Genomic DNA, 22,022 nt, shown 5'->3' with positions numbered 1-22,022 from the left:
AGGTCGCTTTTCATTAAATCCCCACGCTAAGGCGGCAGTCAGAGTTGCCGCAGCATGCCCCACTGGCGACTTTTCCTACAAGTCTGCGGAGTCCGCAGTGTCCAGGCTGATCAGATCGCCCAACAGGTGTTCGAACAGCCCCTTCAGGTAATCCCAGGTCGAGCGGCTTTGCTGCTCTAAATTGTGCACGGCCAGGGCGAGTTGGCTGTGCAATTGCTCTTGCAGGGTTTGCAGCTCCGTAAGCGAACTGGCGCGCTCGATCTGATGCGGGTTACCGATCGCCCATTCGGCGAGCAGCTCGTCCTGCCAGTCGCTGTCACGGGCGTGGCAGAAGAAGCTGGCCGTCAGGTGCAACGGGTCTTCACCAGGCTGAGCGTTCCAGTGGTCAATCATGGCTTGCGCCACCCGGCCGACGGCTTGCGAAGCCAGCAGCCCGGCGGGCTCATGCAGGGGGTGTTCGGCATGGTCCTTGGCCAGTTGCGAGTGGGTCGGGTCGCTGGAACCGTTACTGTTGGGGTCGCCGCCAAACAAGGTCTGGGCATCGTCGACATGGCTGCCAAGCAGGCTCAGGACGCCGCGCTGCACCTCATTCCAGGCGTTGCTGACCAGCCGTAGCGGGGCGGTCTGGGCCCAGGCCTTGAGCTTGAGTAGCTGCACCAGCCTGTTTTCGCGCAATACGTCGCGGGCCTCGATCCAGTTCTCGTAGGCGCCTAGCAGGCTGGTGTCACGGTGTTCGTTGAGCAACACCAGCAGCATGCGGTCGGTGTCGCTCAACTCGCCTGGTTTGTCCGGATTGAACTGCCAGTTCTCGTCCGGGGCGATCAGCCTGGCCACCGGTTGGGCCAGGCTGGCGATCACATCGGCACTGGCAAAGCGGCCGGTGACCAGCGGCAACTGCCACTTGCAGTCGACCGGTGAGGTCCAGGCCAGCACCGGGTAGCCGAGCTTGATCAGCCCCAGCTCGATGAAGTTGGAGTGAGCGAAAAAGTCTTCCAGCACATGCAGCGCTGCACCGAAGCGCCTTAGCCCCTCGGGTGTACGGCCGTGCTGCATGGCTGCGCGCAGCTCGTCCTGCATATAGCCGACCGAGCGCTGGATATAGCCCTTTGCTGACGTGGCGAAATCAACCTGTAACGCCGGGTCGCCGGCCAGTACCCACGGCTCGAAGTCCGCGTCGCGTTCAGTCAGATCGAACGCCGCCGTCTCGACCCCGGGGTTGTCGATGTGTTCGCTGGGCCGATAAACCCCGAGCCGTTGCGCGGTGACCTTGAAGCTGTCCGGGTCGCGCAGGCGTGCTTCGGCAAACCGGCGGGTGGCGAGGATATCGACAATCTCGGTCAGCGCCGGGCGCGACAGTAGTTTTGGAAAGTCCTTGGCCATGCCGGGGCCGCGCACCAGCTTGGGGTCCAGCAACTGCGAGTAGTCACGCAGCCAGTTACCGAAGTAAATGGTCTGCCGCTCGTGTTCAGACAAACCCAGTTTCAGCAAGCGCCTTTCGATACGCTCATGGCTGAACTTGCCGTCTTGCTCGCCGGTGGCTTCGAACTGCTCGTGATGCTCGTTGCCCGCTTTACCGGTATTGCGCCCGATGAGCGACTCGCTGGACAGGATCTGCTTGAGGGCCTGTTGTGCGTCGATGTGCAGGCTGACGGGCTGGCCGTTGTTGTCCTGGTAGCTGGCCAGCAGTACCGGCTGCGCGCCAGACCATCCCGCCCTGGCCATGCGCAGTGCATAGCGGCCGCCTTCTTCATTCGGTGCATCGCGATGCACCGGGCCATCGATGCTCAGGTCTTCGCGCAACAGCGTGTCGAGGTGATGGCCGAACTCATGCAGGAGAATTTCCAGCAGTTCCCAGGCCGCCTGCGGATTGGCCTGTACATAGTCCAGCGCTGCGCTGTGCAAGCGCACCGTGCGCTGCTGGCTGTCGTATTCGGCCGGGTAGAAGCCGTCAGCGACGATCTGGCAGCGCGGCGCACTGATCTCTTTATCTTGCAAGGCGGTCTGTAGCCTTAAATAGACTTGGGGCGGCAGGTCCAGGCCGAACACCGGCGCCAGCAGCATGACGAACTCTGGCGCCTGGCAACGCCTGGCCAGCTCGGTCAATTGCTCCAGAACGAAGCGGCTGTGCAGCACGCCAGGCGGCACGCGCTGGCGATGCTGGGGCTGCGGCCTGCCTTTGGCCAGCAGGCTCTGGTGGCGCGAGTGATGGGGCCGGGTGGCCGAGATAAGAGGATTCATTCCTTGATTCCTTGAACAACTGTCAATGAGTGTTTGCAAGGACCGAGTGTACGGTTTGATCAGGAATGCAAAATCGGACGCGCGATACGCAGGCTGTGGGATTTTTAGGCGCAGGCGCGGGGCGTTGGCTGGTGTGACAGGCAGAAAGCATCAGCCAGGGCCGTTCAGCGCAAACAGCCTCGCCCGCGATCAGGCATCGCGGGCAAGGCAGCAGGTGTCAGGGAATCTGCACCTCGATCACCCCGTCTGCGGCGACGGTGACCTTCGAGGTGCCAGCTTCGATATCCGGGGTGACCGACGCTTCGGCACGGTCGGCTTTCATCATCATGGGGGCCGGCGAGCGCAGGTAGGGCTGTGGATAACCTGAGGTATTGAGGTTCAGGCTGACCACTTTGTAGCCTTGGCCACCCATGGCTTCAGTGACCAGTTGGGCGCGGGCCTTGAACGCGGCCACGGCATCTTTGAGCAATGCGTCTTCGCTGGTTTTGCGGGTTGGTGAAGAAATCGAGAACTCCATGCCGCCCATTTTCAGATCGGTGAGCAGCTCGCCGGTGAGTTTCGACAATGCGGTGAAGTCGGCGCTTTCCAGGCGGATCTCGGCACGCTCGCGCCAGCCGGTGATTTTCTGGCCTTTGTCGTCGTAGATCGGCGAGCTGTTGCGGCTGCCCTGGCGGACCTCGACTTCCTTGACCTGGCGGGCCTGGCCGATGGCCTTGTTGAGGGCTTCGCTGACCTGCGCGGCGAGTTTGCCAGGATCACGGTCCTGGGCTTCGGTGTACAGGGTGACCTCCATCAGGTCGCGGGCCACTTCCTTGTCGACTTCGGCGCGCAGCGAAACCTGGTTGTAGCGCGGCTCATCGGCAAGCGCCGGGACGCTGGCCAGCACGGCGGCGCTCAGGGCCAGCAGGGCGGCGGCAGGGCGAAGTTTAAGCATGGGAACTCCTTGTTGAATGGCCTGCGACGGTTGTCGTTCGGCATGGGCAATCAGACTATGGGCTGCGGGGCCGGTTCCGGCAGTGTGGCTGAACAATTCATTGCAGCGATTGTATCTGTGGCGCATTGCCGCATGATTGCCGGTTTTGACCTGTGCTTGGTTATACTCATTGTGATTCATCCGCGCCCGGTGCGCTCAGCAGGAGAGCTCATGCTCGTCCCCGTTCAAATGCTTTCAGCCACCCGGCAAAACCTGTGGCGTCTGACCTTTATTCGCGTGCTGGTCCTGGCTGCCCAGGCAGGCTCGGTGGGCATTGCCTGGTTGTTCGAGGTGTTGCCGCTGCCGTGGCTGCCGCTGTCGATCACCCTCGGCTGTTCGGCGATCCTCTGCGCCCTGACGGCGCTGCGCCTGCGCACGCCGTGGCTGGTCAGCGAACAGGAATATGCCGTGCAACTGGCCCTGGACCTGATCATCCACAGCGCCCTGCTGTATTACTCCGGCGGCTCGACCAACCCGTTCGTGTCTTATTACCTGGTGCCCTTGACCATCGCCGCGGTCACCCTGCCATGGCGCTATTCGCTGATTCTCTCCGGGATTGCGCTGGCGCTGTACACCTGGTTGCTGGCCCAGGTCTACCCGCTGGAGACTTACCCGATCGCCAAGGAAAACATGCAGATCTACGGCATGTGGCTGAGCTTCGTGCTTGCCGCCGGGGTGATTACCTTTTTTGCCGCGCGGATGGCCGAAGAACTGCGGCGTCAGGAACAACTGCGCGCCGAGCGCCGCGAAGAGGGCCTGCGCGACGAGCAGCTGCTGGCAGTGGCAACCCAGGCAGCCGGCGCCGCCCATGAGTTGGGCACGCCGCTGGCAACCATGAGCGTGCTGCTCAATGAAATGCGCCAGGACCACAAGGACCCGGGGCTGCAAGAAGACCTCGCGGTGCTTCAGGAGCAGGTCGGGCAGTGCAAGCACACCTTGCAGCACCTGGTACGTGCCGCAGAAGCCAACCGGCGCATGGCCGTGCAGTACCAGACCGCATCACGCTGGCTGGACGAGTCACTGAACCGCTGGCACCTGATGCGCCCTGAGGTCAGCTACCGTTTCCAGCAACTGGGGCAGGGCAGTGTGCCGATGCTGGCGCCGCCGCCGGACCTGACCCAGGCGTTGCTTAACCTGCTCAACAACGCCGCCGATGCCTGCGCCGAGAATCTGCATGTGAGTCTCGACTGGGACAGTGCCGAGGTCTTTATCAGGATTCGCGACCAGGGGCCGGGTGTGCCTGCCGCGATTGCCGAGCAAATTGGCAAACCGTTTTTCACCACCAAAGGCAAAGGCTTCGGCCTGGGTCTTTTTCTGAGCAAGGCCAGCGTCACCCGGGCGGGTGGCTCGGTCAGGCTCTATCGTCATGAAGAAGGCGGCACGCTCACCGAGTTGCGCCTGCCCCGTGACAAGAAAGGAGAACAAGCATGAGTGAAGAGAATCTGGCCGAACAGGCCGATGGCGAAGAGCTGCCGCACCTGTTGCTGGTCGATGACGATGCGACGTTTACCCGGGTCATGGCCCGGGCAATGACCCGCCGCGGTTTTCGGGTCAGCACCGCAGGCTCAGCCGAAGAAGGCCTGATCCTTGCGCAGCAGGATATTCCTGAGTACGCCGCGCTGGACCTGAAAATGGACGGTGACTCGGGCCTGGTACTGCTGCCCAAGCTACTGGAAATGGACCCGGACATGCGGGTGGTGATCCTGACCGGCTATTCGAGCATCGCCACCGCTGTCGAAGCCATCAAACGCGGCGCCTGCAACTACCTGTGCAAGCCGGCCGATGCTGATGATGTGCTGGCAGCATTGCTGTCGGAACATGCCAACCTCGACAACCTGGTGCCGGAAAACCCGATGTCGGTCGACCGTCTGCAGTGGGAGCACATCCAGCGGGTGCTGACCGAGCATGAGGGCAATATTTCGGCAACCGCCCGTGCGCTGGGCATGCACCGGCGTACCTTGCAGCGCAAATTGCAGAAGCGTCCGGTGCGTCGCTGAGCATTGCCGGCGACATCGGCTAACGGCTCAAAGGCCCGGCCTTGAGCGCCAGCGCGACACTCTGCGACGCATTGCGTGGCGTGCGGCCCATGACCAATGGGCAGATGGGGCTCACACCCTCGGTATCATGGGGTGTGATCGTACAAGCGCTGCGCTATGATTGTGCGTCATAACATACCTGGAAACCCACGTTGGATATGGATACTCAAAGCGAGCAACCCCGCGCACGGCGCAGGCATCGCAGTCTTGCTCAGGAATTGGTTGCCGAGCTGTCCGAGCGTATTCGCAGCGGTCAGCTCAAGCGCGGGGACAAGCTGCCCACCGAATCGGCCATCATGGAAGAGCAGGGCGTCAGCCGCACCGTGGTGCGCGAAGCGATTTCCCGCCTGCAGGCTTCCGGTCTGGTGGAAACCCGTCACGGTATCGGTACCTTCGTGCTCGACGTGCCGAGTACCAGCGGTTTTCGCATCGATCCGGCGACTATCGTCACCTTGCGTGACGTGCTGGCGATTCTGGAATTGCGCATCAGCCTGGAAGTCGAAACCGCAGGCCTGGCGGCGCAGCGGCGCACCGATGAGCAACTGCAACTGATGCGCCAGGCCCTCGATGCCTTGAACGAGAGCGCCGCGCACGCCAGCGATGCGGTGGCCATGGACTTCCAGTTCCATCTGCAGATTGCCCTGGCGACCGGCAACCGCTACTTCACCGACATCATGACTCACCTGGGCGCCAGTATCATTCCGCGCACCCGGCTGAACTCGGCGCGTCTGGCCCATGATGACCAGCAGCACTATATGGTGCGCCTGAGCCGTGAGCACGAAGAAATCTACGACGCCATCGCGCGCCAGGATGCCGACGCGGCCCGCGCCGCGATGCGCCTGCACCTGACCAACAGTCGTGAGCGCCTGCGCCAGGCCCACGAAGAAGCCGCCTCGCAGAGCGCCTGAGCGTTTGCACTGCCTGGCGGGTTTCTCCCGCCGGGCACGCTACACCTTCTGCAGCTTGTCCTGCCCCCCCCCCGCCTGAAGCCTCTCCAGACCTCCTGTCGCCTGATCGGGCAAGCTATTCGTGCCTGTGATATAGGGTGATCGTATGACTATGGTCGCTCTTGATTTTCTGATCAATCCCTTATAGCCAAAGGGTTTGAAGGCAAAAAAAGTGGCTCGTAAGAAAAATCTGCAAATCCCTGTTGTGACATTTCAAGTTCAGTTGTACGATGACCTACGACATCAGCACGGAGCTGATGATTTTTTTCATTCATGTCCCCCAGGGTGTTCGAATAATGAATCCACAAGAACTCAAGTCCATCCTCTCCCACGGTCTTCTGTCGTTTCCTGTCACCGACTTCAACGCTCAAGGCGACTTCCATCGCGAAGGCTACATCAAGCGTCTGGAGTGGCTGGCCCCGTACGGCGCCAGCGCCCTGTTCGCCGCTGGCGGTACCGGTGAGTTCTTCTCGCTGTCGTCCGGCGAGTACTCGCAGATCATCAAGACTGCCGTTGATACCTGCGAGAAAAGCGTGCCAATCCTGGCCGGCGTCGGTGGCCCGACCCGTCAGGCCATTGAAATGGCTCAAGAAGCCGAGCGCCTGGGTGCCAAAGGTCTGCTGCTGCTGCCGCACTACCTGACCGAAGCCAGCCAGGACGGCGTTGCCGCTCACGTTGAAGCGGTATGTAAGTCGGTCAAGATCGGCGTGGTTGTCTACAACCGCAACGTTTGCCGCCTGACCGCACCACTGCTGGAAAAACTGGCTGAGCGCTGCCCTAACCTGATCGGCTACAAGGACGGCCTGGGTGACATCGAGCTGATGGTTTCGATCCGCCGCCGTCTGGGCGACCGCTTCTCGTACCTGGGTGGCCTGCCGACCGCTGAAGTCTACGCCGCTGCCTACAAGGCACTGGGCGTACCGGTCTACTCCTCGGCGGTTTTCAACTTCGTACCGAAGCTGGCCATGGACTTCTACCACGCCATCGCCCGTGACGACCACGAAGCAGTCGGCAAGTACATCGACGACTTCTTCCTGCCTTACCTGGACATCCGTAACCGTAAAGCCGGCTACGCGGTGAGCATCGTCAAGGCCGGTGCCAAGATCGCTGGCTACGATGCAGGTCCGGTTCGCGCGCCATTGACCGACCTGACCAACGAAGAAGTGGACATGCTCGCTGCGCTGATGGACAAGCAAGGCAAGCAATAAGTAACACCGCACAAAGGCCGCTGAGTTCGCTCCGCGGTCTTTGTCGTTGCACGACCTGCAGGTGGAAAACGCCGTCGCCACCGGTGTTTCCAAGGGGCCTGTAGCGCTACACCAAAATCAGCATTAACCCGCGTAAAAAAAATAATGAGTGGGAGTTCTACCAAATGCAAAAGTCCAAGCCGACGCACGTCCGCTATTTGATCCTGTTGATGCTGTTTCTGGTTACCACGATCAACTACGCTGACCGCGCCACCATCGCTATCGCAGGTTCAAGCCTGCAAAAAGACCTCGGCATCGATGCCGTAACCCTCGGTTATATCTTCTCCGCATTCGGCTGGGCCTACGTGGCTGGCCAGATTCCCGGTGGCTGGCTGCTCGACCGTTTCGGCTCGAAGAAAGTCTATGCCTTGAGTATTTTCACCTGGTCGCTGTTCACCCTGCTGCAGGGCTATGTCGGCGAGTTCGGCATGTCCACTGCCGTGGTTGCGCTGTTCATGCTGCGCTTCCTAGTGGGCCTGGCCGAAGCACCGTCGTTCCCTGGTAACGCACGTATCGTTGCGGCCTGGTTCCCGACTTCCGAGCGCGGCACTGCCTCGGCGATCTTCAACTCGGCGCAATACTTCGCCACTGTACTGTTCGCTCCGCTGATGGGCTGGATCGTCTACCGCTTCGGCTGGCAGCACGTGTTTGTCGTCATGGGCGCGGCCGGCATCATCTTCTCCGGTATCTGGCTGAAAGTGATCTACAGCCCACGCCAGCATCCGATGATCAACGAAGCCGAACTCGAGCACATCGCCAGCAACGGCGGCATGGTCGACCTGGACGAGAAGGCCAAGGACAAAACCGGTGGCAAGGCTGCCAGCGGTCCCAAGTGGGATTACATCCGCCAGTTGCTGACCAACCGCATGATGCTGGGCATCTACCTGAGCCAGTACTGCATCAACGCCATCACCTACTTCTTCCTGACCTGGTTCCCGGTGTACCTGGTTCAGGAGCGCGGCATGACCATCCTCAAGGCCGGCATCATCGCCTCCTTGCCGGCCATCTGCGGCTTCATCGGTGGGGTACTGGGCGGGGTGATCTCCGACTGGCTGCTGCGTCGCGGTCACACCCTGACCTTCGCCCGCAAGGCACCGATCATCTGTGGCCTGATGCTGTCGACCAGTATCGTCACCTGCAACTATGTCGACCTGGAGTGGATGGTCGTGGGCTTCATGGCCCTGGCATTCTTTGGTAAAGGCATTGGCGCACTGGGTTGGGCAGTCATGTCCGACGTATCGCCAAAACAGATCGCCGGTCTCAGTGGTGGCCTGTTCAACACCTTCGGTAACATTGCTTCGATCACTACGCCAATCGTGATTGGCTACATCATCAGCAGCACCGGCTCGTTCAAATGGGCGCTGGTGTATGTCGGTGCCAACGCACTGATAGCGGTATTCAGCTATCTGTTTGTGGTGGGTGAGATCAAGCGTGTGGAATTGAAAGAACCCCCAACCAAGGGGTCATCGCTGAGCGAACCTGGCAGCGACCTTTCCCAAGCCAAATCCTGAGGAAAACCGTGATGAACCTGATTCAACATGCCGATTCTCCGCGTTCTATCCGGCTGCATCCGCTGGATAACGTGGTCGTGGTGGTCAATGACCAGGGTGTGCCTGCGGGCACCCGATTCGATGATGGCCTGGAAACTGTGGACAACGTTCCACAGAGCCACAAGATCAATACCGTTGATCTGGCCGAAGGTGACGCCGTAGTCCGTTACGGCCAGACCATCGGTTACGCCTTGCAGCCGATTCCACGCGGCAGTTGGGTCAGGGAAGATCTGTTGCGCATGCCGGCAGCGCCTGAACTGGACAGCCTGCCGATGTCCGACGCAGTCCCCGAGAAGGAGGCGCCGCTGGAAGGCTACACCTTCGAGGGCTATCGCAATGCCGACGGCACCGTCGGCACTCGCAACATCCTTGGCATTACCACCACGGTGCAGTGCGTGGCGGGCGTGCTTGGCCATGCGGTCAAGCGCATTCGCGACGAGTTGCTGCCCAAGTATCCCAACGTCGATGACGTGATCGCCCTGACCCACACCTATGGTTGTGGCGTGGCGATTTCCGCCACCGATGCGTATATCCCGATTCGCACCGTGCGCAATCTGGCCCGCAACCCCAATCTGGGGGGTGAAGCCCTGGTGATCAGCCTGGGCTGCGAAAAGCTCCAGGCCGGCCAGGTGATGCACGAAGATGACCCGTCGGTGGACCTGAGCGACGAATGGCTGTATCGCCTGCAGGACGCTGGCAACGGCTTCAATGAAATGGTCGAACAGATCATGGACCTGGCCGAAGTGCGGCTGAAGAAGCTCGACCTGCGTCGTCGCGAGACCGTGCCGGCTTCGGAGCTGATTCTGGGTATGCAGTGCGGTGGCAGTGACGCCTTCTCGGGCATTACCGCCAATCCGGCCCTGGGCTACGCTTCCGACCTGCTGCTGCGGGCCGGCGCCACAGTGATGTTCTCGGAAGTTACCGAAGTTCGTGACGCCATCTACCTGCTCACCTCCCGTGCCCAGGACCAGCAGGTCGCGAGTGAGCTGGTGCGCGAGATGGACTGGTACGACCGTTATCTGGCCAAGGGCGAGGCTGACCGCAGCGCCAACACCACGCCGGGCAACAAGAAGGGCGGGTTGTCGAACATTGTCGAGAAGTCGCTGGGCTCGATCGTCAAGTCCGGCAACAGCGCCATCAACGGCGTACTGGGCCCTGGCGAGCGGGTCAAAGGCAAAGGGCTGATCTTCTGCGCCACCCCGGCCAGCGACTTTATCTGCGGCACCTTGCAACTGGCAGCCGGGATGAACCTGCACGTGTTCACCACTGGCCGCGGCACGCCCTACGGGCTGGCCATGGCACCGGTGGTCAAGGTTTCGACCCGCACCGAGCTGGCACACCGCTGGCCGGACCTGATCGACGTCGATGCCGGGCGTATCGCCACCGGTCGGGCGAGCATCGAAGACCTGGGCTGGGAGCTGTTCCACTACTACCTGGATGTGGCCAGCGGCAAGAAAAAAACCTGGACCGAACACTACCGGTTGCACAACGACCTGGCGCTGTTCAACCCCGCGCCAGTGACCTGATCCGGCCTCACCGAGCGTGCCAGCCCGTGCTGTATCACGAGCTGGCACACCTCGTCAGCTTCTGCCCTCGCTGTGTTCGCCACGACCTGGCGCCCTCTGCAAGCCCGCATGCAGGCCAACTCAACGGAATCAATGCTATATAGCCGTTGCCGTTGATCGTGATTTTGCTTTGCTTTTGCTCTTCGAACCGAGATGGCACAGGCGCCGCCGAACGCGACGCCCGTCGGGGCGGACCCCGCAGTCCGGTCAACCGCGGCAACAGTTCTTGCATAGACCGAAAAATCTTCGCGGTTAAAGCGGATCGCCGGCCGCACCTACAGCGATCCCAAGTGGCCCGCGCCGGTCAGGACGGCGCCCGAACTACAGCAGCACAGTAAAAGCCCTCTTGGTGGCGCTGATCTTTCCAGCACCGCGAGGGGCATCAATCAAACTGCATCCAGTTCAGAGAACTGATTGATACGCACAGAGTGATCAGGAAACCTGGCAGTCACTTCAAGCTCGCCGCCCATGGCTTGAATGAACCGGCGCAGTGAACTGATATACATGTCGGTGCGTTTTTCCATCTTGGCGACACTGGCCTGGTTGACATGAAGGCTCTGGGCTAGCGACTCCTGAGACAGCCTGCGCGCCCTGCGCAGCTCTGAAAGGTCCATCTGCATACGCAATACCTCGGTCTTCTCTGCGACGCGAGCCTGCGAGGCTTCAGACATATTCTTCTGCAAGGACGAAAAAGATTTTTTACCCGACATCGTTAGTCCCTCCGCTCTTTGTTCAATTCTTCAAGGTGGGTTTCGTAGAGTGCATCAGCGATCGGCACCATCTTTTCATAAAATCGGCCATCGCCGGTTTTATCGCCACCAATGAGTAAAATGGCTGATCGCCTGGGACCGAACGCATAGAAAACCCGGACAGGTTTTCCGCTGCTTTGCACTCTCAATTCACGCATGTGCTCGTGACGGGAGCCGTGGATGCCACTGCAGAATGGAAACGGCAATTGGGGCCCCTTTTCCATGAGCAGGTTGACGTAGGCGCTGACATCTTCCTGGCACGACTCGACCAGATCATTTCACCAGGCTTCAAATTCATCAGTGTACTCAACGTTCCATTCCATGGAGGGAATATCATTCCCTTGAAGGAATGCTCGCAACCTCGCAGATGAGCTTGAGCGATTTTAACTTCAGCACGACTGTTACTCTGCACCAGGTCTTTCGCGGCTAAAGCCGCTCCTACGGGATCGGCGACCACTAGACAGCCTGATTCTTCTACTAATCTGAACTTTACGACGCTCGATACCCTCTTCTATTGCGAGGGGGCCACAAGGGCGCCGCAGACAATAAATGTCGGGAGGTTTCAGATGCCATTATCAGAAATGGGCTTGTGGACAAGCGCCCTGCTGGTCGCAGTCATTATTCTGGCCGACCTGTGGGCCGTGCTGCGGGTCCGCAAAAGCCAGACCAACTCATCCAACAAAGCCATGTGGATCATCGGTATCGTCGCTGTGCCGATTATCGGGGTACTGGCCTGGATCGTCGCCGGCCCACGCCACGCCTCGGACGCTGCGCGCTACTGAGGCTTTGCCCCGCCGGGTGGCGCCGTGCTGCAGCCCCCCGGCCCTCCGTTGCAGCGCTCGCTGCAATGCCTCTGCAACACAGCAATGGTTAGATCCCTCCATCGAAAATAGCCTGGAGGATTAACCATGTCGACCGTCGCCAAATGGACGCTGCAGCTTGCGGTTCTGTTCCTGTTTGCCTGGCTTGCCAGTGTGGCGGGGCAATGGAGCAGCAAGGTGGTCAATGGCACCAGCAGCGAGCGGCTGGCCCAGTTGCAGCCAGGCCCCGTGCTTGGCGGGCCAGTCACCGCTGCGGTGAACACTGTGCCTGCGAGTGTCACGGCTCATTGAGCCGCCGAATGAAAAACGGGCAGGCAAAAAAAATGGCCCGCCAAACGGCGAGCCAAGGGGATTCATCAAAGGAGTGATGTAACTGTAAGACCCCGGACGTGAAGAGGATGTGAAATGGATGTAGGGGAAATGCAAGTTACCAGCGGGCCTTTTGGCCGCGATGTTCACGCTTCGATGTTGAGCCTGTAACGGCCGCTCAATGGGCGGTTGGGCTGAGCGACTCGTCTGCCGCAGGCCGGGGCGGGCCTGGCAGGGGGTGGGGGGCCGCCAGCCGGGTCTGCATCCGCTCAGCGAATTCATCGGCCTCTTGGCGACTGCGGCAAATAACCGGGTAGTCGTCGAGTTTCACGATCCACTCTGAAGCACTGATCCCTTCTTCTATCTGGATAAGCATGACGCAATCTCCATTAGCAGGCCTGTCAGCCAGGATGAACGGAGCCGGATGACCGGCACGGGTAATCGCGCAGGCCATCGTGCACCTGATTGGCGGCAGGCTCCAGTGCTATTTGCGTGATGCGATGAATGTCATGCTGCTGATCAATGACCGGCGGGCCACTGATGAGGCGTAACGACGCAGGGCCATGGCCCTGCGCCGTTTGGCCATCAGAACGCCAGCTTGAAGCCGATCAGGCCCAGCATGATCGCCAGACATGGCCGCAGCAGGTTGTCGGAAACCCGGCCGGCCATATGACTGCCCAGATAGATGCCCGGCAGCGAACCCAGCAACAGGAAGCCCAGCAGGCTCCAGTCCATATTGCCCATGCTGGCATGACCGATACCGGCCACCAGGGTCAGCGGTACGGCGTGGGCGATCTCGGTGCCCACCAGCCGGCGGGTGGGCAGCAGCGGGTAGAGGATGAACAGCGCCACGGTGCCCAGCGCGCCGGCGCCAATCGAGGTCAGCGCCACCATCGTGCCAAGGATCATCCCGGTGATGACCGTGAAGGCATTGAGGCTGGAGCCGTTGAACAGCGAATGGCCTTCGACCCGGTCATGGGCAAAGGCCAGCAGCTTGTTCTTGAACAGAATCGCCAGCGCCGTCAGCAGCAGGACAAAGCCCAGCGCCTGTTTGATGATTGCATTCAGGGCGTCCGGGGCATGGTCCAGAGAACTGAGGAACCACAGGGTCAGCAGCACTGCCGGTACGCTACCGAGGGTCAGCCAGCCGGTAATTTTCCAGTCGATGTTGTCGTTCTTCTTGTGAACGTACACACCGCCGGCTTTGGTTACCGCTGCGTAAAGCAGGTCGGTGCCCACCGCTGTGGCGGGGTTGATGCCGAACCACAGCAGGATCGGGGTCATCAACGAACCGCCACCCACGCCGGTCATGCCGACGATAAAGCCGACTACCAGGCCAGCCACTGTAAAGCCAAGACCGCCAACATCCATTATCACGCCCTGTATCACTGTTATCTGTTGTCAGGTAAAAAGTGGCGGGCAGCATAGCGGCTTATGTTCTGAATGGTTAGAGAGATATGTTCTAAGGTTATAACCGATGCTCTTCTTTGCTCGGCGTTCTGTTGCTGATTGCTGATCCGACCATCGGCAGCGGTTTGCCGCTCCTGAGTGTCTCCATTGGTCGCGTGCATGGATCACCCGTACTACTGGCCACACTCATAACCAATGCGACTGCGCTAAAGCGGTCCGCGTTTATGGAGAATATGCAAATGTCCAGCACTGATAACAGCAACCCCGGCAACTTTGCCAACGACCCCAAGCGTGCCTCGGAAGAGGGCGCCAAAGGTGGCAGCGTTTCGGGGGGCAATTTCAAGAATGATCCTGAGAAAGCGGCCGAGGCCGGCCGTAAAGGCGGTCAGGCCTCTGGGGGCAACAGCGCCGAAGGTGGCAGCAAGGACAGCGAGTCTTCTGACAGCAGTAATCAGTCCGGATCCCAGGGCGGCAGTCAAGGCGGTCAGTCTTCTGATGACAAAGGCCAGCAGGGTTCGGAAGGTGGCAGTCAAGGCGGTTCGACTTCTCAGGATGAAGACGATCAACCCGAGCAGTCCCAGGATGACGACGCGCCATCGGGCAGTCAGGGCAGCAGCAGTAGGCAGCAGCAGAAGTAAGTCCTGCTGACGCATGGGGGGCAATGCTCCCCATGCTGATGGGGTTATTTACGATAAGTCAGCAGCACAATCGCACACACCACCACTGCCGCGCCCAGCACTTGCAGAGTGCCCAGCGCCTGATCCAGCAGTGTCCAGCCCAGCAGCAAGGTGGCAATGGGCTCGACATTCATCACCGGCGCGTTCTGCGCCATGTTCAATCGCGGCACGCAGACAAACAGCAAGGTAAAGGCCATGCCGTACAACACCACCAGGCTTGCCAGGGCGATCCAGCCGGTACTGTTGCCCGGCAGGGACAAGCCTGACGGCATGACCCCGCTGGCGCCGGCAACGAGCATGCTGATAAATACCACCGACAGGGTCAGCAGGCTGCGCACCGGCCCCCGCACGCTGGCCAGCTTGTGATCGGTTATCCACAGCGCGCCGGCAAATACACAGGCGGCGCAGAACGCCAGGCTGATGCCAAGCGTCCAGTGCGCATTGGCCTCGCCGCGGCTGGCCAGCCGCGCAGGGACGTCCAGCGCCAGGATCAGCCCGATCAGGATCACCCCCATCAGCAGCACTGTCCGCAGGGTCGGACGTGGCCCGCCCAGGCTCCAGCCGAGCAGCACCAGCAGAATCGGAAAGGTGTTGCCGACCAGTAACGCCAGGGCAACCGGGATCCGCGCCACGGCCGAGTACAGGCACAGGCTCTGGGTGGCGATCAGCAGGCCCAGCAACAATTGCCAGCCCCGCGTGCCAGCCGGCAGCCCCAGTGGCTGGCGTTGCCAGGCCACCACCGCCGCCAGCACCAGCAGGGTGATGCCGGAGCGACACAGAATCGCCAGCAGCACCCCGGTGTCGTTGTCGAAGGCAAAGCGTGCGGCAATGTGATTGCCGGCAAACGAGCATGCCAGCAGCGCGAGAATCGCGACGGCCAGCTTGCGCGGTAAAAGATTTGGAGTAACAGAAGCAACCGCCATGTGCACATCCATTTGCAGAACAGGGGCGGGCCTGTTACAGCCCGCCGATAACGTTTAAAGCACCACGCCAGGCAGCCACAGGGAAATGGCCGGAATGTAGGTCACAGCCATCAGCACCAGAAACAGCGCCAGGTAGAACGGCAGCAGTGCCTTGACCGTCGCCTCGATGCTGACCTTGCCGATCGCCGAGCCGACAAACAGCACCGCACCTACCGGCGGCGTTATCAGCCCGATGCCAAGGTTGACCAGCATGATCATGCCGAAGTGCACCGGGTCCACGCCGATGCCGCTGATCACCGGCAGCAGGATCGGGGTCAGGATCAGGATCAGCGGCGCCATGTCCATCACCGCACCCAGCAGCAGGAGCATGACATTGATGCACATCAGGATCACATAGCGGTTGTCCGACAGGGTCAGAAAGGTCGTGGTGATCTTCGCCGGGATCTGCATCAGGGTCATGACGTAACCGAAGCTGGCCGCAAACCCGATCAGGATCATCACGATCGAGATGGTTCTTACCGTGCGGTGCATCAGTTTCGGCAGATCGCGCCATTTATAGTCACGGTAGATGAACATGGTCACGAAGAATGACCAGACCACCGCGATGGCCGCCGATTCGGTGGCAGTGAACACCCCCGACAGAATGCCGCCGAGGATGATGACCATGGCCATCAGCCCCCAGAGTGCATCGGCGGCGATCTTCAAGGCCTGGCGCAGCGGAATCACTTCACCCTTGGGGTAGTTGCGCTTGCGGGCGAAGATCAGGCACAGGCCCATCAGCACCGCGCTCATCAGCAGGCCCGGCATGACCCCGGCCATGAACAACGAGGCAATCGACACCGTGCCGCCAGCGGCCAGTGAGTAGAGCACCGAGTTATGGCTGGGCGGGGTGAGCAGGGCCTGGACCGAACCGCTGACCGTGACCGCCGTGGAGAAGTCGCGCGGGTAACCCTTGCGCTCCATTTCCGGAATCAGCACCGAGCCGACCGAGGCGGTGTCGGCCACCGACGAGCCGGAGATGGCGCCAAAGAACGTCGAGGCCGTGATGTTGACCAGTGACAGCCCGCCACGGACAAAGCCCACCAGCACCCCGGCAAACGCCACCAGCCGGCGTGACATGCCGCCCTCGGCCATGATCGCACCGGCCAGCACGAAGAACGGGATGGCCAGCAAGGAAAACTTGTTAACCCCGCTGGCGACCTGAATCAGCATGGCCTGCAAGGGAATGTCGATCCACCAGGCGCCGATCAGCGCCGAAAGGCCCAGCGCATAGGCTACCGGCATGCCCAACAGGATGAGCAGGATAAAACTGCCCAGGAGAATGAAGGCATCCATTTATGCTGCTCCCTCGTTTTCTTCCACCAGGTCGAAACGCACCACCTTGCGGTGGCTCTGGTCGCCCCAGATGAGTTTTTCCAGTACGAAGCTCAGGGTCAGCAGACCGCCGACCGGAATCGGGGCATAGGTCATGCCGACCCGCACGCCCGGCAGTGACGCCAGGTACTGGTTCCAGGTGGTCATGCACAGCCGCGTGCCGTAATAGGTCATGTACACGCACACGGCGACCATCAACAGTTGCACGAGCAGGGCGGCGGCTTGCTTGGGGACCGGTGGCAGGCGGTCGGTGACCATGGCCACGGCCATGTGCGCCCCGGCCCGGTAACTGGCGGCTGCGCCGATGAAACAGAACACCACCATCAGCAGGATCGCCACCGGCTCCGGCCAGCTGGAGCCGCTGCCGAGCACATAGCGGGCGAAGATGCCCCAGGGAATGATCAGCGACATGGCCAGGATCGACAGGCCTGCGATCCAGATACAACTGCTGTACAACACATCGTTGAGGCGCAGGAAGAGGTTTTTCATAGGGCACATCCAGGGCAGCAGGGCGGTAAAGGCCGCCCTGCTGCAGGTCTCGGGGCGGGGGCCAGGGTTACTGTACGGCGGCGATGCGTTTCATCAGGTCGGCAAACGGCGCGCCGTATTTTTCCCGTACCGGCGCGGTGGCGTCATAGAACGGCTTCTTGTCGACGGTGATGAACTCAACGCCGGCGGCCTTGAGTTTCTCTTCACTGGCTGCCGACTTGGCATCCCACAGGGTGCGTTCTTCCATCTGCGCTTCGCGGGCCAGTTTCTTGACCAGGGTCTGTTCATCGGCGCTGAGCTTGTTCCAGGTGGTTTTGGAGATCACCACCGGCTCTGGCAGGATCAAGTGGCCGGTCAGGGTGTAGAACTTGGCGCTCTGGAAGTGGTTGTGCTCCAGCAGGGTTGGCGGGTTGTTCTCGGCACCGTCGATGACCCCGGTCTGCAGGGCGCTGAAAATCTCACCGGTGTCCATGGCAATGCCGTTGCCGCCCATCGCGTTCATCATGTCGATGAACAGCGGGTTGCCCTGTACGCGGATCTTCATGCCCTTGAGGTCTTCGATCTTGCGCACCGGCTTTTTGGTGTAGATGCTGCGGGTGCCGCCATCCATCCAGGCCAGCGCTACCAGGTTGAAGTCGGAATTGGTGATCTTGTCGAGGATCTCCTGGCCAATCTCGCCATCGATGATCTTGCGCATGTGTTCGTGGTCACGGAACACGAACGGCATGTTGAACACGTTCACATCCGGCACCACCGGGCCGACAATGCCCAGGCTGACACGGGCCATCTGTACCGCGCCGATCTGGACCTGTTCGACAACCTCCTTCTCGGAGCCCAGCACGCCGCCGGCAAACATCTTGAAGGTGATTTTGCCGTTGGTGGCCTGTTCGAGTTTTTTGCCCATGTTCTGTTCAGCGACCACGGTCGGGTAGCCCGCCGGGTGGATTTCGGCGAACTTGATATCCAGTGCCGAGGCGCTGGTCGACAGGCTGAGGGCGAACGGCAGAACGGCCAGGAGCAGCTTGCGTTTGAAGGTCATGATGAAACTCCGGTGTTGTTATTGTCTGATTTGGCGTGCATGGACCGGGCAGAGGATGCCGAGAAGGGGAGCCGAGCGCTGGCCAGCGCGATGCTGGCTCGTCTGCCAAAGGTGCTTGCTGTGAGCGGGGTAACAGGCAATTCACTTTGCATGTCGGGCATCCTTGCGGGTTGTCGATCAGTCGAAGGGGCCTGCCGCCACGAAGGCACCGCCCTGATAGACCCGGTTCGGATCATCGGCGGCCGGTGCCGGCTGCTGCTCGACCTGCGCGCGGAACTGCTCTGAACAATCCTTGGGCTGAAAACCCAGGTGGGCAGCGTGGCGGTTGTCCCACCAGACCTCGCGGTTGGCTGAGGCGCCATAAACCACGGTGTGACCGACGTCAGGGGTGAACAGGCTGCGCTCGATCAAATGGGTCAGGTCGTCATAGCTCAGCCAGGTGCTGAGCATCCGCCGGTTGGCCGGCTCCGGGAATGACGAGCCGATGCGCAGGCTGACGGTCTCGATGCCATAGCGGTCAAAGTAGAAACTGGCGACGTCTTCGCCGTAGCACTTGGACAGCCCGTAGTAACTGTCGGGACGCCGTTGCGAGTGGGCGTCGATGCGCTCGTCCTGGCGGTAGAAGCCAATCACATGGTTGGAGCTGGCAAAGATGATGCGCTTGACCCCGTGCTTGCGCGCCGCTTCGTAGATATGAAACACGCCGCAGATGTTCGGGCCGAGGATGTCTTCGAAGGCGTGCTCGGTCGATACGCCGCCAAAGTGGATGATCGCGTCGACGCCGGCGACCAGGTCGTGCACCGCGGCCTTGTCGGCCAGGTCGCATTGCACGATTTCTTCCTGCGCGATGCTGGCCGGCTCGATCGGGCTGATATCAGAAAGGCGCAGCACTTCGGTAAAGCCCTTGAGGCGTTCACGCAGCACTTTGCCGAGTCCGCCTGCTGCTCCGGTGAGCAGCAGGCGCTTGAAGGGTGTGTGAGTCATGCTTGGCTCTGCCTGTAATCGTCAATGGTTGATAGGGGGCGTTAGCTGATCGGTCGGCGTCAGAGAATCGACAGCGGGTAGTTGAAAATCAGCCGGTTTTCGTCGAACTCGTTGTTGCTGAAATCGCGACGAATGCTGGAGTTGCGCCATCTGACGCTCAGATTTTTGAGGCTGCCACTCTGGATGACGTAGGCCAGTTCAGATTCACGGATCCATTCCTTGCCATCGGTAATCACGCCGCTGTGCACGTCCTGGCCGCTGATGTAGCGATTCATCAGGGTCAGGCCAGGAACACCCAGAGAGGCGAAGTTAAGGTCGTGGCGCACTTGCCAGGAGCGTTCGTTGGCGTTGTCGAAGCTTGAGTTGTAACTGTCGTTGGCCAGGGTGCCGCCGCTGGTGCCGTTGACGCGCATCCAGGTATTGCCATCGACTTTCTGCAGGCCGAGGTAGAACGTGTTGGCGCCGATCCTGGCCGAGAACAGGCCCGACCAGGTCTTGTTGTCGAGCCGTCCAGCGCGTCGGGCGCCGTCGTCATCACCCCGGAAATAGCCCAGGTTGGCGCCCAGGGTCCAGTCGCCAAGCGGCTGGCTATGAGTCAGTTGCAGGTACTGCTGTTCGTATACGTCCTTGAGCTGCGCGTTCCACAAACCGATCAGGGTGCGGTTCTGGTTAAACGTGTACTCACCACCGGCAAAGTTGAAACGGTCTGACAGACCGCCGCCGTAACTCATGTCTTCCATGCTGGCATCGTTGCGCGGGCTATTGGCGCGAAACTGCCCGGCATACAGGGTCAGGCCATCGATCTCTTTGGAGGTGATCTGCCCGCCGCGCAGGGTCTGTGGCTGTGAGCGTCCGTCGTCGGCCCGCAGGATCGGCAGCACCGGCATCCACTCACCGACTTTCAGTTCGGTCTTGGAAATCCTCGCCTTGGCCGCCACCCCCAAGCGTCCGAAATCATCCGCCGGGCGGCCGTCGCTATGGCGTGGCAGCAACGCGGTTCCGTAAGTGCCGCCGCCGCCATCGAGCTTGAGCGACCAGCGACCAAGCACATCGACACCGAAGCCGACCGGCCCTTCAGTAAAGCCGGAACGGGCATCGAGGATGAAACTCTGGGTCCATTCCTCAGCCTTGCTCTGGGCGTTGGCCGGGTTGGTGAAATTACGATTGATGTAGAAGTTGCGCAGGCCGAGGGTGGCCTTGGCGTCGTCGGTGAAGCCGGCGGCGCTGGCAGCGCCTGGCAAACTGCCGATCACACTGGCGCCAATCAGCGCGAGGCGTAGCGTCTTGCGGGTATTCATCCTTGTGCACTCCCAAGTTGATAAGAGCTTCCAGCCGTCAGGCTGCGAACGCCTGTGGCAGGAGTCATCAGGCCCGGCCTGGCTGAGCCGTGGGGCCTTGAGTCCGAGTAGCTGACGCAGTGCGGTTCAACGCCTGGCGTGGCCGGCGCGGTTACCGACTGCTATCGAGGGCGTACAGAAGGGGGGATCGTGGGCGAACGGATAAAGTGGCGGCATGGGCATACTCATCATTTTTTGTTTTTGTTGTGCGTTGTCGTACGACATTAAGATTGATAGCAATCTTAAAAAAATGTGTCAATGCTGATTGAGATATTAGGTCGTGTTGCGCACCTTGCAAGGTGCGCCTGGATCAGTTCGAACGCTCTGGAATGGGGGCTAGCCCGGATACTCGACGATGGTCTAGCGGCGCGGGGCTTGACGGGACAGGCTGTGCTGCTAAGGCAGTCGAACGTTGTGGCTCAATGGTACGACGCCCGACATCATTCCAGTGCTTCGCGTAGCCTCGGTGTCAGTTCATCGAACAGCGTCTGCACCGAGCGCAGTGCCCGGCAATCGGGACGGGTCAGCAGCCAGACGCCAGTGTTGCAGCCCACCAGTGGTTCGCTCAAGGCCTCGACGCCCTGCAGGTCACGGGCGGTGAAGTCGGTGAGTGCTGCCACGCCAAGACCGGCGCCGACCAGCTGCGAGACCGCCGCCATGCTGCTGCAGCGATAGCGCGGCACGACATTGGGCCAGGTACGCTCGCGCCAGATCACCGAAACGTGCTCGGGCATCGAGTCGTCCGGGGCGATCCATGGCACCGAGGTGGGGTCTTTTTCCAGCGCTTCACGATAATCCGGCCGCCCGCAGATCACATAGTCGGCACTGCCCAGCTCGCGGCCCACCAGATGCTCGGGCGGGGTGTCGGTCAGGCGCAGGGCGATGTCGGCATCGCGGCGGCTGAGGTTGGCGAAATTATTGGAGGTCGACAGCTCCAGGTTCAGCGCCGGATAAGCCGGCATGAAGCGCGCCAGTGCCGGCAGCAACAGGCTGTGCAACACCGCTTCGGTGCAGGTCAGGCGCACCGTGCCGCTGACCACCTGTTCACCCTGTTGCAGCGCCATGCGTGCAGCGCTCAGTGCCTGTTCGGCGCGCTCGGCCTGCTCGGCCATGGCTTGGGCGATGTCAGTGGGCACATAACCGCGTCGGCTCTTTTCAAACAGCGCGCTGCCCAATGAACTTTCCAGCCGGCGGATCGAACGAAACACCGTGGAAATGTCGACCTGCAGCAGTTCTGCGGCCCTGGCCAACGAGCGGCCGCGCACCAGCGCGAGCACCAGAGTCAGGTCGTTATGGTTGATTTCATATTGCATCGATGCAAACCCGGATTGCCAAAATGCCAATATTTATTGCA

The 22,022-nt window shown here is 60.9% G+C and carries 21 protein-coding genes and 1 pseudogene; 9 read left to right on the top strand and 13 right to left on the bottom strand.

What is annotated here, in order from left to right; genetic code table 11:
- Nucleotides 1-75: 75 nt before the first annotated feature.
- Both NJC38_RS11755 and NJC38_RS11750 read right to left on the bottom strand, forming a co-directional pair.
- Nucleotides 76-2,238, bottom strand: coding sequence for a Het-C domain-containing protein (locus tag NJC38_RS11755; RefSeq protein ID WP_253114865.1), 2,163 nt, complete (start codon nucleotides 2,236-2,238; stop codon nucleotides 76-78).
- Between the two features lie 217 nt (nucleotides 2,239-2,455).
- Nucleotides 2,456-3,172 (bottom strand): SIMPL domain-containing protein, encoded by a 717-nt coding sequence (locus NJC38_RS11750; protein ID WP_253114854.1) that lies wholly within the window; start codon nucleotides 3,170-3,172, stop codon nucleotides 2,456-2,458.
- A 210-nt stretch (nucleotides 3,173-3,382) separates the two neighbouring features.
- Here NJC38_RS11750 and NJC38_RS11745 point away from each other — a divergent pair, with 210 nt between their 5' ends.
- From NJC38_RS11745 to garD, 6 genes are all read left to right on the top strand, one after another.
- The gene (locus tag NJC38_RS11745) at nucleotides 3,383-4,642 is read left to right on the top strand and encodes an ATP-binding protein (protein ID WP_253114844.1); all 1,260 of its coding nucleotides are present in this window, start codon (nucleotides 3,383-3,385) and stop codon (nucleotides 4,640-4,642) included.
- Nucleotides 4,639-5,208 carry a response regulator transcription factor gene (locus NJC38_RS11740; protein WP_253114822.1) on the top strand — a complete coding sequence of 190 codons (570 nt, stop codon included), beginning with the start codon at nucleotides 4,639-4,641 and terminating at the stop codon, nucleotides 5,206-5,208. The genes NJC38_RS11745 and NJC38_RS11740 overlap by 4 nt, the downstream gene beginning before the upstream one ends.
- 197 nt (nucleotides 5,209-5,405) lie before the next feature.
- Complete coding sequence (locus tag NJC38_RS11735) at nucleotides 5,406-6,155, top strand: FadR/GntR family transcriptional regulator (RefSeq protein WP_045487486.1); 750 nt, start codon at nucleotides 5,406-5,408, stop codon at nucleotides 6,153-6,155.
- Between the two features lie 335 nt (nucleotides 6,156-6,490).
- Nucleotides 6,491-7,402: a 5-dehydro-4-deoxyglucarate dehydratase gene (gene kdgD / locus NJC38_RS11730; RefSeq protein WP_045494261.1), complete on the top strand. Its 912-nt coding sequence runs from the start codon at nucleotides 6,491-6,493 to the stop codon at nucleotides 7,400-7,402.
- 164 nt (nucleotides 7,403-7,566) lie between these two features.
- Nucleotides 7,567-8,952 (top strand): MFS transporter, encoded by a 1,386-nt coding sequence (locus tag NJC38_RS11725; RefSeq protein ID WP_045487489.1) that lies wholly within the window; start codon nucleotides 7,567-7,569, stop codon nucleotides 8,950-8,952.
- Between the two features lie 11 nt (nucleotides 8,953-8,963).
- Nucleotides 8,964-10,517, top strand: coding sequence for a galactarate dehydratase (gene garD, locus NJC38_RS11720; protein ID WP_045487492.1), 1,554 nt, complete (start codon nucleotides 8,964-8,966; stop codon nucleotides 10,515-10,517).
- Nucleotides 10,518-10,942: 425 nt separating this feature from the next.
- Here garD and NJC38_RS11715 read toward each other — a convergent pair whose 3' ends face one another.
- Nucleotides 10,943-11,266: an XRE family transcriptional regulator gene (locus tag NJC38_RS11715; RefSeq protein WP_045487495.1), complete on the bottom strand. Its 324-nt coding sequence runs from the start codon at nucleotides 11,264-11,266 to the stop codon at nucleotides 10,943-10,945.
- A gap of 2 nt (nucleotides 11,267-11,268) precedes the next feature.
- Nucleotides 11,269-11,577 (bottom strand): type II toxin-antitoxin system RelE/ParE family toxin, encoded by a 309-nt coding sequence (locus NJC38_RS11710; protein ID WP_253115011.1) that lies wholly within the window; start codon nucleotides 11,575-11,577, stop codon nucleotides 11,269-11,271.
- Nucleotides 11,578-11,871: 294 nt separating this feature from the next.
- Here NJC38_RS11710 and NJC38_RS11705 point away from each other — a divergent pair, with 294 nt between their 5' ends.
- Nucleotides 11,872-12,087 carry a PLD nuclease N-terminal domain-containing protein gene (locus NJC38_RS11705; protein ID WP_045487498.1) on the top strand — a complete coding sequence of 72 codons (216 nt, stop codon included), beginning with the start codon at nucleotides 11,872-11,874 and terminating at the stop codon, nucleotides 12,085-12,087.
- Nucleotides 12,088-12,213: 126 nt separating this feature from the next.
- The gene (locus NJC38_RS11700; RefSeq protein WP_253114819.1) at nucleotides 12,214-12,417 is read left to right on the top strand and encodes a hypothetical protein; all 204 of its coding nucleotides are present in this window, start codon (nucleotides 12,214-12,216) and stop codon (nucleotides 12,415-12,417) included.
- Between the two features lie 196 nt (nucleotides 12,418-12,613).
- Here the strand turns inward: NJC38_RS11700 and NJC38_RS11695 are convergent, their stop codons facing one another.
- Nucleotides 12,614-12,811, bottom strand: coding sequence for a hypothetical protein (locus NJC38_RS11695; protein WP_045494267.1), 198 nt, complete (start codon nucleotides 12,809-12,811; stop codon nucleotides 12,614-12,616).
- 209 nt (nucleotides 12,812-13,020) lie between these two features.
- Nucleotides 13,021-13,806 (bottom strand): sulfite exporter TauE/SafE family protein, encoded by a 786-nt coding sequence (locus NJC38_RS11690; protein WP_253114817.1) that lies wholly within the window; start codon nucleotides 13,804-13,806, stop codon nucleotides 13,021-13,023.
- Nucleotides 13,807-14,084: 278 nt separating this feature from the next.
- On the opposite strand from NJC38_RS11690, the pseudogene NJC38_RS11685 reads away from it, so the two are divergent.
- Nucleotides 14,085-14,249, top strand: a pseudogene (locus NJC38_RS11685) (general stress protein); the annotation flags it as partial.
- Nucleotides 14,250-14,527: 278 nt separating this feature from the next.
- On the opposite strand, the gene NJC38_RS11680 reads toward NJC38_RS11685, so the two are convergent.
- From NJC38_RS11680 to NJC38_RS11650, 7 genes are all read right to left on the bottom strand, one after another.
- Entirely contained in the window at nucleotides 14,528-15,445 is a 918-nt protein-coding gene (locus NJC38_RS11680; protein WP_253114814.1) for a DMT family transporter, read from the bottom strand.
- 54 nt (nucleotides 15,446-15,499) lie between these two features.
- A complete protein-coding gene (locus NJC38_RS11675; protein ID WP_045487510.1) occupies nucleotides 15,500-16,780 on the bottom strand; it encodes a TRAP transporter large permease in 1,281 nt (426 codons plus the stop codon).
- Nucleotides 16,781-17,308, bottom strand: coding sequence for a TRAP transporter small permease (locus NJC38_RS11670; protein WP_253114812.1), 528 nt, complete (start codon nucleotides 17,306-17,308; stop codon nucleotides 16,781-16,783). It abuts the gene before it with no gap.
- Between the two features lie 67 nt (nucleotides 17,309-17,375).
- Nucleotides 17,376-18,347 carry a TRAP transporter substrate-binding protein gene (locus tag NJC38_RS11665; RefSeq protein ID WP_253114810.1) on the bottom strand — a complete coding sequence of 324 codons (972 nt, stop codon included), beginning with the start codon at nucleotides 18,345-18,347 and terminating at the stop codon, nucleotides 17,376-17,378.
- 177 nt (nucleotides 18,348-18,524) lie between these two features.
- Entirely contained in the window at nucleotides 18,525-19,331 is an 807-nt protein-coding gene (locus NJC38_RS11660; protein ID WP_253114807.1) for an NAD(P)-dependent oxidoreductase, read from the bottom strand.
- A 59-nt stretch (nucleotides 19,332-19,390) separates the two neighbouring features.
- The gene (locus tag NJC38_RS11655) at nucleotides 19,391-20,629 is read right to left on the bottom strand and encodes an OprD family porin (protein ID WP_253114800.1); all 1,239 of its coding nucleotides are present in this window, start codon (nucleotides 20,627-20,629) and stop codon (nucleotides 19,391-19,393) included.
- A gap of 479 nt (nucleotides 20,630-21,108) precedes the next feature.
- Nucleotides 21,109-21,981, bottom strand: a complete 873-nt coding sequence (locus NJC38_RS11650; protein ID WP_253114798.1) for a LysR family transcriptional regulator — start codon at nucleotides 21,979-21,981, stop codon at nucleotides 21,109-21,111.
- Between the last annotated feature and the right edge of the window lie 41 nt (nucleotides 21,982-22,022).

Source organism: Pseudomonas sp. 21LCFQ010, assembly GCF_024129905.1.
GTDB lineage: Bacteria > Pseudomonadota > Gammaproteobacteria > Pseudomonadales > Pseudomonadaceae > Aquipseudomonas.
This window is presented reverse-complemented; position numbering and strand designations above follow the sequence as displayed.

Excerpts from the sequence above, each read along its gene's own strand:
- NJC38_RS11755 (WP_253114865.1), bottom strand. The coding sequence starts at position 2,238 with ATGAATCCTCTTATCTCGGCCACCCGGCCCCATCACTCGCGCCACCAG.
- NJC38_RS11750 (WP_253114854.1), bottom strand. The coding sequence starts at position 3,172 with ATGCTTAAACTTCGCCCTGCCGCCGCCCTGCTGGCCCTGAGCGCCGCC.
- NJC38_RS11745 (WP_253114844.1), top strand. The coding sequence starts at position 3,383 with ATGCTCGTCCCCGTTCAAATGCTTTCAGCCACCCGGCAAAACCTGTGG.
- NJC38_RS11740 (WP_253114822.1), top strand. The coding sequence starts at position 4,639 with ATGAGTGAAGAGAATCTGGCCGAACAGGCCGATGGCGAAGAGCTGCCG.
- NJC38_RS11735 (WP_045487486.1), top strand. The coding sequence starts at position 5,406 with ATGGATACTCAAAGCGAGCAACCCCGCGCACGGCGCAGGCATCGCAGT.
- kdgD (WP_045494261.1), top strand. The coding sequence starts at position 6,491 with ATGAATCCACAAGAACTCAAGTCCATCCTCTCCCACGGTCTTCTGTCG.
- NJC38_RS11725 (WP_045487489.1), top strand. The coding sequence starts at position 7,567 with ATGCAAAAGTCCAAGCCGACGCACGTCCGCTATTTGATCCTGTTGATG.
- garD (WP_045487492.1), top strand. The coding sequence starts at position 8,964 with ATGAACCTGATTCAACATGCCGATTCTCCGCGTTCTATCCGGCTGCAT.
- NJC38_RS11715 (WP_045487495.1), bottom strand. The coding sequence starts at position 11,266 with ATGTCGGGTAAAAAATCTTTTTCGTCCTTGCAGAAGAATATGTCTGAA.
- NJC38_RS11705 (WP_045487498.1), top strand. The coding sequence starts at position 11,872 with ATGCCATTATCAGAAATGGGCTTGTGGACAAGCGCCCTGCTGGTCGCA.
- NJC38_RS11700 (WP_253114819.1), top strand. The coding sequence starts at position 12,214 with ATGTCGACCGTCGCCAAATGGACGCTGCAGCTTGCGGTTCTGTTCCTG.
- NJC38_RS11695 (WP_045494267.1), bottom strand. The coding sequence starts at position 12,811 with ATGCTTATCCAGATAGAAGAAGGGATCAGTGCTTCAGAGTGGATCGTG.
- NJC38_RS11690 (WP_253114817.1), bottom strand. The coding sequence starts at position 13,806 with ATGGATGTTGGCGGTCTTGGCTTTACAGTGGCTGGCCTGGTAGTCGGC.
- NJC38_RS11680 (WP_253114814.1), bottom strand. The coding sequence starts at position 15,445 with ATGGCGGTTGCTTCTGTTACTCCAAATCTTTTACCGCGCAAGCTGGCC.
- NJC38_RS11675 (WP_045487510.1), bottom strand. The coding sequence starts at position 16,780 with ATGGATGCCTTCATTCTCCTGGGCAGTTTTATCCTGCTCATCCTGTTG.
- NJC38_RS11670 (WP_253114812.1), bottom strand. The coding sequence starts at position 17,308 with ATGAAAAACCTCTTCCTGCGCCTCAACGATGTGTTGTACAGCAGTTGT.
- NJC38_RS11665 (WP_253114810.1), bottom strand. The coding sequence starts at position 18,347 with ATGACCTTCAAACGCAAGCTGCTCCTGGCCGTTCTGCCGTTCGCCCTC.
- NJC38_RS11660 (WP_253114807.1), bottom strand. The coding sequence starts at position 19,331 with ATGACTCACACACCCTTCAAGCGCCTGCTGCTCACCGGAGCAGCAGGC.
- NJC38_RS11655 (WP_253114800.1), bottom strand. The coding sequence starts at position 20,629 with ATGAATACCCGCAAGACGCTACGCCTCGCGCTGATTGGCGCCAGTGTG.
- NJC38_RS11650 (WP_253114798.1), bottom strand. The coding sequence starts at position 21,981 with ATGCAATATGAAATCAACCATAACGACCTGACTCTGGTGCTCGCGCTG.